This is a genomic window from Streptomyces sp. NPDC048507, from assembly GCF_043199995.1.
Classification (GTDB): domain Bacteria; phylum Actinomycetota; class Actinomycetes; order Streptomycetales; family Streptomycetaceae; genus Streptomyces.
On record NZ_JBICWZ010000015.1, the window covers coordinates 1 to 11,836 of the forward strand.

Sequence of the window (11,836 nt, forward strand, 5' to 3'; positions counted from 1 at the left end):
CTTCGCGATGGCCTTCGGCCACCCTTGACCGACCGTCCCGCCACGGAAAAACGAAGACTGCCGGGAAACCCCCAAAAGAACGTTCACGGGGCAGTCGACCTGTCCTGTCCGCCTCAGGGACCCTCGGCCCCTCCCCGCCTGGCCCAGCCGGGCATTCGGGCCGTGGACGTGGCGATCCGAGCCCAGGAGGGGCCAGACCACCCGAAACAGCGACCAGGACAGCCAACCGGCACCCCGGACGCGTCAGCTCGCTACGCGCTTCGCCCGGCATAGCGACTGCGGCCCGTCCGGGGCTGGTCCCTGCCCTGGGGGGTGGCGTACCAGCGGCGGTGTACGAACGGTTCGACGCAGAGGACGGCGGTGCCGGCGGCCACGCCCACCAGGAGGGCGGGCACGCCGCCACCGTGGGTGAGGGTGCCCGCGCAGGCGACGGCGACGACGAGGGGCCGCAGCAGGGTGAGGGGGCCCAGCCCGGCCACCATGGCCAGGGTGCTGGCGCGGAACGGCAGTACGAAGTACGCCGCGAGCGACAGCATCACGACCGTGGCGTAGCAGGCGAGGGGGAGCAGGAAGCCGGTGCCGCCGTCGGCGAGGGCCGCGTACGTGCGGTCGCGGTCGGCGGAGGTCAGCAGGACGGCGCCGGCCGTGAGCACGGGGACGAGCAGCAGGGCGCCACCGACGGCCAGGCCGCGCAGGGAGGCCCGTACGACGGCGCGGTGCTTGCGGATCCTGGCGTCACGGCCGGCGAAGGCGCGGAAGCCGCTGAACGCCGAGTCCAGCAGGCCGAGGGCGGTGAGCACCACGGCCAGGGCCAGCGGGGTCACCGTGCGGCTCCGGCGAGCTGCTCGGGGCCCACCAGGCGGCGCGCGGACCGGCCCATCGCCCGCCGCAGCGGGGCCTCCAGCTCGGGACGGACCCCGAGGACCGGGCGCAGGGTCGTGCAGAAGGGGTTGGCCAGCCCCTTGGGTTCGTAGAGCAGTGGGCTCATGCCCGGCGCGGCCGCAGCGTCCAGCAGGGTCTCGTCGGTGTGTGCCCGGCGGGCCGAGGCGACACCGTCGTGACGGCCGAGGGGATGGCGCATCCGAGCCCGGTGGAAGACCCAGGCCCCGACGGGCGCCAGCCGGGTGGTGGCGATGTCGAAGTGGCAGAAGGCGAGAGCGGGCGAGGCCGCCTGGGCCCGGAAGAATTCCGTGAGGTCGGCGCCCCGGAAGTGGTGCAGGACCCCCGTGGAGATGTACACGGTGGCGGCTTCCGGCAGGTCGAAGGCATTGCCGTGGACGAAACGGCAGGTCAGGCCCTCGGCTCGGGCCAGCCGGTCGGCTTCGCCGACCAGCGCGCCGTCCAGGTCCACGCCGACGAGTTCGACGTCCGGCCCGAGCGAGCCGTGGGCCGCGAGCCAGCGCACGGCGTACCCGAGCCCGGATCCGACGTCCACCAGCCGCAGCCGTCCGGGGGCCGTCGCGCGGACGGCCTCGAAGAGCGGGCCGAGCACGTGGACGAGCCGTTCCCCGATGCGCAGCTCCTCGCTGAGGCGTTGGAGCTCGGTGTGCACGCTGATCATGAGCCGGTCCACGGCCTGCGGATCCAGTACGTCCTGCCCGTCCACGGGCAGCCCGGCGACGATGCGGGCACCCCACCTGTCACCGGCCTCCCGGAGCTGGTGCACCACCTCGCCCCGGCGCACGGGCAGACGCGCCCCGCTGTGCGGGTCCGTGGCGGTGATCAGGTCGGATATCTCGATGTGCGACACGATCGAGAACCCTAACCGCTCCCCTCACCACCCCATCGGGCAAGCCAGCCGCGTACCAGCCCCGGACGGGCCGCAGTCGCTATGCCGAGCGAAGCGCGTAGCGATCTGACGCGTCCGAGGTGCCGGGTGGCTGTCCTGGTCGCTGTTTCGGGTGGTCTGGCCCCCCCGGGCGCGGATTGCCACGTCCACGGCCCGGATGCCCGGCCCACCCGGACGGGGAGGGGTCGAGGGTCCCTGAGGCTGACAGGACAGGTCCACTGCCCCGTGAACGTTCTTTTGGGGGTTTCCCGGCAGTCTTCGTTTTTCCGTGGCGGGACGGTCGGTCAAGGGTGGCCGAAGGCCATCGCGAAGCGACGCGACGAAGGAGCGCCCTTGAGGGACCGGCCCGACGCGGAAGGACGATGAGACTGACGGGAGACCACCAAACCCTCCCTGACACCGCCCCGCTGGACCCCGCCCTCCCCCGACCCCCCCGCTCCGCAAGGCGTTGGCCAGGGGTTTTTGGTGGAAATACGGGGCGGGGGGAGCAGTAGGGGGCGTGCGGGGCGGGCATGGCATCACTTGTGACCCTCCTCCGTGACATGCGCTACCCCACCCCTCACGAGCTCTCCCTGGCCGCCCGCGCGCTGGTGGACGAACACCCCGCCCGGGCCGGCCTCCAGCAGACCGGCGTCTCGCGGGCCGGGCGGCCGCTGTGGCTGCTCTCCGTCGGCGGGCGCGACACCGGCGGCGGGCGGCGCCAGGTGCTCGTCGTCGCCGGGGCCCACGCCAACGAGCCAGTCGGCGGGGCCACCGCGCTGGAGCTCGCGCGGCGGGTCGTACGGGACGGCGGTGGCGGGGCGGGCTGGCACTTCCTGCTCTGCGCCGATCCGGACGGCGCCGACCTGCACCGCACGCCGCGCCCGCATTCGCTGCTGGACTACCACCGCAACTTCTTCCGGCCGCCCGGCCCCGAACAGCCGGAGTGGGCGCCGTCCTTACTCACCCCGGACCGGCTCCCGCCCGAGACCCGGGCGCTGACGGCGCTGATAACCGAACTGCGGCCCGTCCTCCAGGTCTCCCTGCACGGAACGGACCTCGGCGGGTCCTGGGTACAGCTGACCCGGGACGTCCCGGGGCTGGCCGAGCCGTTCGCGAAGTCGGCGTCCGAGCTGCGGATCCCGGTGGAGACCGGCGCCTCCGACGCCGCCGGCTGGGCCTCCCCCGGGCCCGGGATCTTCGTCATGCCCGAGGCTGGGGCCGGACCCGCGGGGGCGTTCCACCCGGAGGACACCCGGCTCAGCACCTGGTGCCACGCGGGCACGACGGCCATCGTCGAGGTGCCCATGTGGGCCTCGGACCTGGTGGACGACCCGGCCCCGCACCCGGACCCGCGGGGCGCGCTGCGGATGCTGGCCCGGCGGCTCACCGACGACTCGGGGCTGGTGGCCGCCCTGCGCGGCGGGGCCCGGGGCACGGACGCCGGGTCGGCCGCGCTGCTGCGGGCGGTCGACTGGACCCTCGGGCTGATCCCGCGCGTCGCCGCCGAGTGGACGGGGGCCGGGGCGCCCGCCGAGGCCACGGCGGCGGCGGTCGGCAGCATCGACGCGTTCGGGCGCAGACTGTCGCTGCGCGCCGCCGCGATGCTGCTGCGGGTGCTGCGGGCCCAGGGCCATCCGGCGGCGCCGGGGCTGGACCGGGTCGTGACGGGGTGGTGCGAGGAGTTCGCGGCCCGGTACCAGGCCCGCTGGGTACCGGTGGCCACGCAGGTGGAGCACCAGGCCCGGACCGTACTGGCGGCGTACGAGCGCCTCTAGGGGCCGGAGCCCGGTACGGCCGGCCGGTGGGGGGCCTGTGCTGCCTCAGGACGTCGAGAGGCGGAAGGTCATGCGGCCGAAGCCGATCTGGTCGCCGTCGCGCACCACGGCCGAGCCGGTGACCCGGCGGCCGTTGACGGTGGTGCCGTTGGTGGAGCCGAGGTCCCGCAGGATCCACGTGCCGTGCCGCATGCTCAGCTCGGCGTGTGCCCGCGAGACGGTGTCGTGGCTGAGGCGCAGCCCGTTGCCGGGGTCGCGGCCGATCCGCAGGGGGCCGGCGTCGGGGTGCGGGAACAGCAGCCGGGGCAGCCGTTCGGCCTGCCAGGCCCGGCGTACGCCGGCGGACACGGCGGAGGCCCGGCCGACCCAGCCGAACAGCCGGTGCGTCCAGGGGCTTTCGAGGCCGTCGCGGGCGTCCAGGTCGGCGGTGAGGACGGCGAGGTCTTCGGCGCGCCGGGCGACGAGCGCGAGTTCCATCCGGCGCAGGAAGGTGTCGTGCGAGAGCTTTCCGAGGGCCGCGCCCTCCCGTAGCTGGCCCAGCGCCCGGTCGCGCTCCGCATCGGAGAGCCGCGGGGCGGGAAAGGCGGGGAACTCGAAACTCGATGTCACAGGGTGATTGTCGGCCCGTCGGGTGCGGAGTGTCCAGAACTCCCGCGGCGGGCCCGGAATGATGGGCACGATACGCATGCTGGACACCGGCTGAGACGAGGGGACCGTCCGTGCAGTTCGAGGTGTGGGCACCGCTGACAGATCGGGTCGCCGTGCGACTGGACGACACCGACTACGAGATGACGCCCGATCCGGGTCCGGACCGCGCCGGCTGGTGGACCGCGGAGGCTCCGGCGGCCGACGGCGACCGGTACGGGTTCCTGCTGGGGGACGTCCCGGTGCTGCGTCCGGATCCGCGCGGCCGGCGGCTGCCGGAGGGGCCCGACGGCCCGTCGGCGGTGGTCGACTTCGGGCCGCTCACCCCCGAGGGGTCCGGGCCGCGCACCCCGTTGCAGGACGCGGTCCTGTACGAGCTGCACATCGGCACCTTCACGCCCGAGGGCACCTTCGACGCGGCCGCCGCCCGGCTGGGCCACCTCGCCGAGCTCGGGGTGACGCACGTGGAGCTGATGCCGGTCTGCCCCTTCCCGGGGCACCACGGCTGGGGGTACGACGGGGTCGCGCCGTGGGCGGTGCACGAGCCGTACGGGGGGCCGGCGGGGCTCGCCCGGTTCGTGGCGGCGGCGCACGCGGCGGGGCTGGGGGTGGTGCTGGACGTGGTCCACAACCATCTGGGTCCGTCCGGGAACCACCTGCCCGCCTTCGGGCCGTACTTCACCGAGACCCACCACACCCCGTGGGGGGCGGCGGTGAACCTGGACGCGCCCGGTTCCGACGAGGTCCGCGCGTACCTCGTGGGCAGCGCGCTGGCCTGGCTGCGGGACTACCGCATCGACGGGCTGCGGCTGGACGCGGTGCACGCGCTGGCCGACGGGCGGGCGCTGACCTTCCTGGAGGAGCTGGCGGCGGCGGTGGACGAGCTGTCGGTGGAGACGGCGCGGCCGCTGTTCCTGATCGCCGAGTCCGACCAGTGCGATCCCCGGCTGACGACGCCGCGCACGGCGGGCGGGCTGGGGCTGCACGCGCAGTGGAACGATGACTTCCACCATGCGCTGCACTGCGTGCTGACAGGCGAATCGCAGGCGTACTACGCGGACTTCGCCGAGGCGCCGCTCGGGGCCCTGGCCAAGACGCTGACCCGGGCGTTCTTCCACGACGGAACCTGGTCCTCCTTCCGGGGCCGCACCCACGGCCGTCCGGTGGACCGGCGTCGCACGCCCGCACACCGCTTCCTCGGCTATGCCCAGACCCACGACCAGATCGGCAACCGGGCGCTGGGCGACCGGCTCTCCGCGTCCCTCTCGCCCGGGCTGCTGGCCTGCGCGGCCGCGCTGGTGCTGACCGGGCCGTTCGTGCCGATGCTGTTCATGGGCGAGGAGTGGGGGGCCGGGACGCCCTGGCAGTACTTCACCGACCACCAGGACCCGGAGCTCGCGGAGGCGGTGCGCACGGGGCGGCGCCGGGAGTTCGCGGCGCACGGCTGGAAGGCCGAGGAGGTGCCGGACCCGCAGGATCCGGCGACGCGGGAGCGGTCCTGCCTGGACTGGTCGGAGCCGCAGAAGGCCGCGCAGGCGCGGCTGCTGGACTGGTACCGGACGCTGGTCGCGCTGCGCCGGGCGCAGCCGGACCTGCGGGACCCGGACCTGGCGGCGGTCCGGGTCGCGCACGACGAGGAGCGTCGCTGGGTGACGTTCCGGCGGGGCGAGGTGCGGGTGGCGGTGAACCTGTCGGCGGAGCCGGTGACCATCGCGCTGGGCCGCAACGGGGTGCGGGTGCTGGCCGCGTGGGAGCCGGTGGAGCATCCGGGTCCGGACGGCCGGATCCACGTGCCGGGCGAGTCGGCGGTGGTGCTGGGGCCGTAGGCGTCCGCGCGGTCGGCGGCTAGCCGACGACCGCGAGCTCGCGCGGGGCGTTGTTCAGGCGGCGCCCGCCGTCCTCGGTGACGGTGACGATGTCTTCGATGCGGACGCCGAAGCGGCCGGGCAGGTAGATGCCCGGTTCGACGGAGAAGCACATCCCGGGGACGAGGGGCTGCTCCTCGCCCTCGATCATGTACGGGGGCTCGTGGGTGGTGACGCCGATGCCGTGGCCGGTGCGGTGGATGAAGCGGTCGCCGTAGCCGAATTCGGTGATCACCGCGCGGGCGGCCCGGTCCACCTCCTGGCAGGCGGCGCCGGGGCGGACGGCGGCGAACCCGGCCTGCTGGGCCTCGCGGACGATGTCGTGGACGCGCTGTTCCTCGGCGGTGGGCTCGCCGACGTGGACGGTGCGGGAGATGTCGGATCCGTAGCCGTGCTTGAGGCCGCCGAAGTCGAGGACGACCATGTCGCCGGCCCGGATGACGCGTTCGCCGGCTTCGTGGTGGGGGTTGGCGCCGTTGGGGCCGGAGCCCACGACGGTGAAGTCGACCTGGGAGTGGCCGTGGACGCGCAGCAGCGCCGCCAGGTCGGCGGCCACGTCGCTCTCGCGGCGGTCGGCGAAGGGGACGTGCAGGATCTGGGCGTAGGCGGCGTCGGCGGCTTCCCCGGCGGCCGCGAGGCGGGCCAGTTCCCGTTCGTCCTTGACGGCGCGCAGCATGGGCAGGGCGTCGGTGAGGGGGGTGTAGGAGGTGGTGGGCAACTGCCCTTGCAGGCCCAGCAGGTGCAGGGCCCAGGTGTTGTCGCTGACGCCGAAGCGGCCGCCGGCGTCGAGGAGGGGGGCGGTGACCCCGTACGGGTCCGTGCCGTCGGTCCAGTCGCGCAGGGTCAGCGCGCCCGCGCCGGGGGCCTTGGCCGCGTCGGGGGCTTCGAGGGCGGGGACGACGAGGACGGGGTCCTGGCCGGGGGCGAGGAAGAGCAGGGTGAGCCGCTCGGTGTCGACGGGCCGGTATCCGGTGAGGTGGGCGAGGTCGGGGCCGGGGGCGATGAGCAGCCCGGCGAGTCCGGCGTCGGCGGCGGCGCGGGCGGCGGCGGCCATGCGGGCGGCGTAGTCGGCGGTGGTGAAGGGGGCGGGGGCGGGGTGTTCCGGGTCGGGAGTCATACGGGGATCCTGCCGCGCGGCGGGGGGCGGGCGCAGCGGCCGCGCCGGACGGGGTGGCGGGCGCGCACGGGGTCCGCAGGGCGGTACATGCGCGGCGCAGGGCGCGCCCGTCCGGTGGTGAGCGGGAGGCCCGGGCCGGCCCGTCGGGGGCGGGACGCGCAGGTGACGCCGCCGGCGGGGAGCCCGGCCACCCCGTTCCGGCCGGAGCTCGCCGGGGCCGGGGCGCGGGCCGCCCGGCGTGGGGACGGGGTCCCGGCCCGGCCCGCCGCCACCGCGGCGGGCACCCGGTCCGCCGGATATCCCGTCGCGGGAGCACCCGGCCGATCGGCTATGCTGTGCGTGCACGACGAACGGGTGGTCCGCCGCCCTTCGTGGTGGGTGTAGCTCAGTTGGTAGAGCACCTGGTTGTGGTCCAGGTGGCCGCGGGTTCAAGTCCCGTCACTCACCCTTCGGTCCCGTAAGGCCACGAGGTTCTCCTCGTGGCCTTACCGGCGTTTCCGGGCGTTTCCGTGCGGTGACAGACTCGTGATCATGACCGAGGATCCCGACGCAGCACATCCGCACGGCGGTTCCCTGCGCGTGTACGCGCTCCACTACCCCGACGTCGTCCGCGCGGGTTCGCTGTGCGCGGCGCTGCGGGAGCGGGCGCGGTGGTCCGGTACCGCGCTGGAGGTCGGGGTGCCGCCGCTTCCCGGCACGCGCCGGGCGGCGGCCCGGGTGATCGCCGGGGACCGGACCGCGTACGTCACGATGGACGTCCGGCGGCGTGATTTCCGTCTCCACTTCCGGGCCGGCGATCCCGACGGGGGGCCCGCCGTCGTGGGCGGCACGGGGGACCTGGGCGCGGTGGTCGCCGCGCTGGACTCCTGGGCGCGGGGCGCCCGGGGGGAGCGGCTCGTGGCGGGCTTCGCCTTCCTCGCGGTGCGGAAGGCCGCGGGGGGCCGGGCCGCCGTCGAGGGGCCGGAAGCGGTGGCGGCCCGGTGGGCGGAGCTGCGCGAGTCCGCCGCAGTCTTCCCGCGGCCCGGGCGGCACGAGCTCGTCGAGGCCGCCTTCCGGGAACCGGAGCTGCGGGCCCTGTGTCCCGGGCTGAGCATGGACTGGCTCCGCTTCGGCCGCCGCGAGGGCCCGCCGGCCGGCCCCGGCCTGCCGATGGTGATGCCGCTCGGCGACGGCCTGCGCTACCGGGTGCGGATGCCGGACGGCGCGCTGCGGGAGGTCACCGGCGCCGCCGGGGCCGTCGCGCTCGTGGTGCGCGCGCTGCCCGGCGGCGACGGGGCGCCGCCGGGTCCCTGACGGACCGGGCCTCGGGGGCCGGGGTCAGGCGCGGAGGAAGGACTCCACTTCCGTCACGAAGGCCACCGGGGTCTCGTGCGGGGGGTAGTGGCCGGAGCCCGGGATCGTCACGATCCCGCAGTTCGGGTACCAGGCCCGCCAGGTCTGCCGCATCACCTCGGCGGTGAGCGCCAGGTCGTACTCCCCCACCAGGACCAGCACCGGCACGGTGTTGCCCTTGACGGCGGAGGACAGGTCCAGCGGCTGCCAGCTCTCCAGGTAGCCCGCGAAGGCCTCGGGGCGGGAGACGGCCAGGGAGTGCGCCACCATCCGGTCCAGCCAGTGGCGGCTCGTACGGTGGCCGGTGACCAGGTCGAGGATGGTCCGCCGCTTCTCGGGGTCCGCGGCGGCGCCGTGGAAGAGGGCGTGGGTCTCGTCGTCCATCGCGTACGGGGCGGCCGGGACGGGGGCGAGTCCGATCAGCTTCTCGATCCGCTCGGGGGCGCGCACCAGCACCTGCTGGACGGCCTTGCCGCCCATGGAGTGGCCGAGCAGGGAGAAGGTGTCCCAGCCGAGCTGGTCGGCGAGTTCGAGCACGTCGTCGGCGATCTCGGGGAGGCTGTAGCGGCCGGTCACGTCCCGCCGTTCGCCGTAGCCCCGGTAGTCGAGGAAGACGTACGAGAACCCCTCCGGGTCCAGGTACTCAAGTACGGAGCCCCAGTTGGCGGAGGTGCCGAACCAGTCGTGCAGCACGATGACGCGTACGGGTCCGGTGCCGATCCTGCGGTGGGCGATGGCCATGTGTTCTCCCTCGGTGACGGGGGCGGGGATGCGGACCCGTACGTACTGCCCACCGGGCCTACCATCACACCGTGCGGCCCGCATCACCGAGGGTGCGCGCCGCCGCCCCGGCGGCCTCGCGGCGGCGGAGCGGCGGTCGTCGCGGGTGGCGCGGGAGGGATCAGACGGTCCCCAGCGCCGGGTCGGAGACGCCCGCCGCACCCGTCTCCACGTGGCCGGCGAAGCGGCGCAGGAAGGTGGGGTCCGCGTCGGAGACCACCTTGACGTCGTACCAGCGGCCGGTGGCGCGCAGGTCGACCGTGGTCGAGACGATGGCGCCGGCGTTGACCTTGAAGGTCTGGGGGGTACCGCCGTAGGCGTTGGTCACCGTCAGGTTGACCGCGGCCGTGCCCGCGTTGGTCAGGGTGAGGGCCAGGTTGCCGGTGGTGTCCGCGTGGCGGGCCGTGACCTCGGGGCCGGCCTTCTTCGTCGGGCCCTTCCAGGTGCGCAGGAACCCGTTGGGGCCCCACACCGTCAGGTCGATCAGGTTGCCGGTCGAGGTGCTGGTGCTCCAGGTGTCGGAGAGGGTCTTGCCCGCCTCGACGGTGTAGGGCCAGGGGCCGTCCGTGCGGTTGCCCGAGGTGCTGTGGAAGTGGGCGCCCAGGGAGGGGCCGGAGGAGAAGGTCAGGGTGAACTTGGCGGTGGACGCCGTGGCCTTGCCGTCCACGTACGGCGAGTAGCGCAGGGCGCGCGTCGGCTTGCCGCCCGCCTCCTGCCTGGGCAGGGTGCCGGTGGCCGGCGGGACGGGGTGGTAGGACGGATGCGCGTTGTGGTCCGCCGGTACGTAGCCGGCCGTGGAGGGCAGCGCGGCCGGGGAGGCGTCGGCGCGGCTGAAGTCGAACGCGGAGGTCAGGTCGCCGCACACGGCGCGGCGCCAGGGCGAGATGTTGGGCTCCTGGACGCCGAAGCGCTTCTCCATGAAGCGGATCACGGAGGTGTGGTCGAAGGTCTCGGAGCAGACGTATCCGCCCTTGCTCCAGGGGGAGACGACGATCATCGGCACGCGCGGGCCGAGGCCGTAGGGGCCGGCCGCGTAGCCCCCGCCCCCGGCGTAGAGGTCGCGGGTGACGTCCGCCGTGGACAGGCCCCAGGCTGCGGAGGCGGGCGGGTACGGCGGCACGACGTGGTCGAAGAAGCCGTCGTTCTCGTCGTAGGTGATGAAGAAGGCCGTCTTCGCCCACACCGCCGGGTTCGCGGTCAGCGCGTCCAGGACCTGGGAGATGTACCAGGCGCCGAAGTTGACCGGCCAGTTCGGGTGCTCGCTGAAGGCCTCGGGCGCGGCGATCCAGGACACCTGGGGCAGCTTGCCGCCCACGACGTCCGCGCGCAGCTTGTCGAAGTAGCCCTCGCCCGCCTTGGCGTTGGTGCCCGTGCGCGCCTTCTCGTACAGGGCGCTGCCCGGCTGGGCGCCCCGGTAGCTGTTGAAGTAGAGGAGCGAGTTGTCGCCGTAGTTGCCGCGGAAGGCGTCGCCGATCCAGCCCCAGCCGCCCGCGGCGTTCAGGCCGTCGCCGATGTCCTGGTAGATCTTCCAGGAGACCCCGGCCGCCTCCAGCCGCTCGGGGTAGGTCTTCCAGCCGTATCCGGCTTCCTGGTTGCCGAGGACGGGGCCGCCGCCGGTGCCGTCGTTGCCCGTGTGGCCCGTCCACAGGTAGTAGCGGTTGGGGTCGGTGGCTCCGATGAAGGAGCAGTGGTAGGCGTCGCAGACGGTGAACGCGTCGGCGAGGGCGTAGTGGAACGGGATGTCGTTCCGGGTCATGTACGACATGGTGGTCGTGGTCTTGGCCGGGATCCACTTGTCGTACTTGCCGTTGTTGTAGGCCTGGTGGCCGCCGGCCCAGTCGTGGTTCAGGCCCTCGACGAACTGCATGCCCAGGTCGTTCACCTGCGGGTGGAAGGGGAGGATGTCCTTCGTACCGTTGGACTGGTAGAAGACCGGCTTGCCGTTGTCCTGGAGCACCGGACGCGGGTCCCCGAACCCCCGGACGCCCTTCATCGTGCCGAAGTACTGGTCGAAGGACCGGTTCTCCTGCATCAGCACGACGACGTGCTCGATGTCCTGGATCGTGCCGGTTGTGCCCTGCGCGGGGATGGCGGCGGCCCGCGCGATGCTCTCGTTGAGCATCGCGGCCGCGGCGCTGCCGCCCGCGATCTGGAGGAACCTGCGTCGGTTGAGCTCAGCCATGGGTGACGACCTCTGGGGGGGAAGGGGGAGCCGAGGGGCGCCCCAAGGACAGCGGTCCCGGGGTACCGCACGGGGATCCCCGTCTGTCGGGGGGCCGTACAGCGGACGAACGGCAGGCCCGGGGAGGGGCGGGCGGGGCGGCGGCCGGCCCGGGGGCCCGGGGCTCGGAGCGAGGGTGCGGGAAAGGTGGGCGGAAGGCCTGCCGGACGTCCTGTTCGTCTGGTGGAATGACCTCCTACACACTGCACGGGGGGCGCAGAGCGTATGGCGGGGACCCGGTTCGGCCGTGCCTTCGGTCCGTCGTGCGCCGCGCCGCCGCCGGACCGCCGGCCGGGGCCCCGGTGGGCACTGGCACCGTACGGGGAACCC

The 11,836-nt window shown here is 74.3% G+C and carries 9 protein-coding genes and 1 tRNA gene; 4 read left to right on the forward strand and 6 right to left on the reverse strand.

Features of this window, described 5'->3' with window-relative positions; genetic code table 11:
• Positions 1 to 251 precede the first annotated feature (251 nt).
• Complete coding sequence (locus tag ACGFXC_RS30280; protein ID WP_393718060.1) at positions 252 to 824, reverse strand: hypothetical protein; 573 nt, start codon at positions 822 to 824, stop codon at positions 252 to 254.
• Positions 821 to 1,750, reverse strand: a complete 930-nt coding sequence (locus ACGFXC_RS30285) for a class I SAM-dependent methyltransferase (protein WP_393718061.1) — start codon at positions 1,748 to 1,750, stop codon at positions 821 to 823. The genes ACGFXC_RS30280 and ACGFXC_RS30285 overlap by 4 nt, the downstream gene beginning before the upstream one ends.
• A gap of 563 nt (positions 1,751 to 2,313) precedes the next feature.
• Between ACGFXC_RS30285 and ACGFXC_RS30290 the strand changes: the two genes are divergently transcribed.
• Entirely contained in the window at positions 2,314 to 3,546 is a 1,233-nt protein-coding gene (locus ACGFXC_RS30290; RefSeq protein WP_393718158.1) for a M14 family zinc carboxypeptidase, read from the forward strand.
• A gap of 45 nt (positions 3,547 to 3,591) precedes the next feature.
• Here ACGFXC_RS30290 and ACGFXC_RS30295 read toward each other — a convergent pair whose 3' ends face one another.
• A complete protein-coding gene (locus tag ACGFXC_RS30295) occupies positions 3,592 to 4,155 on the reverse strand; it encodes an FHA domain-containing protein (protein WP_393718062.1) in 564 nt (187 codons plus the stop codon).
• Positions 4,156 to 4,265: 110 nt separating this feature from the next.
• On the opposite strand from ACGFXC_RS30295, the gene treZ reads away from it, so the two are divergent.
• Positions 4,266 to 6,017 (forward strand): malto-oligosyltrehalose trehalohydrolase, encoded by a 1,752-nt coding sequence (gene treZ, locus ACGFXC_RS30300; RefSeq protein ID WP_393718063.1) that lies wholly within the window; start codon positions 4,266 to 4,268, stop codon positions 6,015 to 6,017.
• Positions 6,018 to 6,036: 19 nt separating this feature from the next.
• On the opposite strand, the gene ACGFXC_RS30305 is transcribed toward treZ, so the two are convergent.
• Positions 6,037 to 7,173, reverse strand: coding sequence for a M24 family metallopeptidase (locus ACGFXC_RS30305; protein WP_393718064.1), 1,137 nt, complete (start codon positions 7,171 to 7,173; stop codon positions 6,037 to 6,039).
• 374 nt (positions 7,174 to 7,547) lie between these two features.
• Here ACGFXC_RS30305 and ACGFXC_RS30310 point away from each other — a divergent pair.
• Both ACGFXC_RS30310 and ACGFXC_RS30315 read left to right on the forward strand, forming a co-directional pair.
• Positions 7,548 to 7,620: transfer RNA gene (locus tag ACGFXC_RS30310), tRNA-His, on the forward strand.
• An 84-nt stretch (positions 7,621 to 7,704) separates the two neighbouring features.
• Entirely contained in the window at positions 7,705 to 8,466 is a 762-nt protein-coding gene (locus ACGFXC_RS30315; RefSeq protein WP_393718065.1) for a DUF6193 family natural product biosynthesis protein, read from the forward strand.
• A gap of 24 nt (positions 8,467 to 8,490) precedes the next feature.
• On the opposite strand, the gene ACGFXC_RS30320 is transcribed toward ACGFXC_RS30315, so the two are convergent.
• Positions 8,491 to 9,246 (reverse strand): alpha/beta fold hydrolase, encoded by a 756-nt coding sequence (locus tag ACGFXC_RS30320; RefSeq protein WP_393718066.1) that lies wholly within the window; start codon positions 9,244 to 9,246, stop codon positions 8,491 to 8,493.
• A 160-nt stretch (positions 9,247 to 9,406) separates the two neighbouring features.
• A complete protein-coding gene (locus ACGFXC_RS30325) occupies positions 9,407 to 11,467 on the reverse strand; it encodes a phosphocholine-specific phospholipase C (protein ID WP_393718067.1) in 2,061 nt (686 codons plus the stop codon).
• Between the last annotated feature and the right edge of the window lie 369 nt (positions 11,468 to 11,836).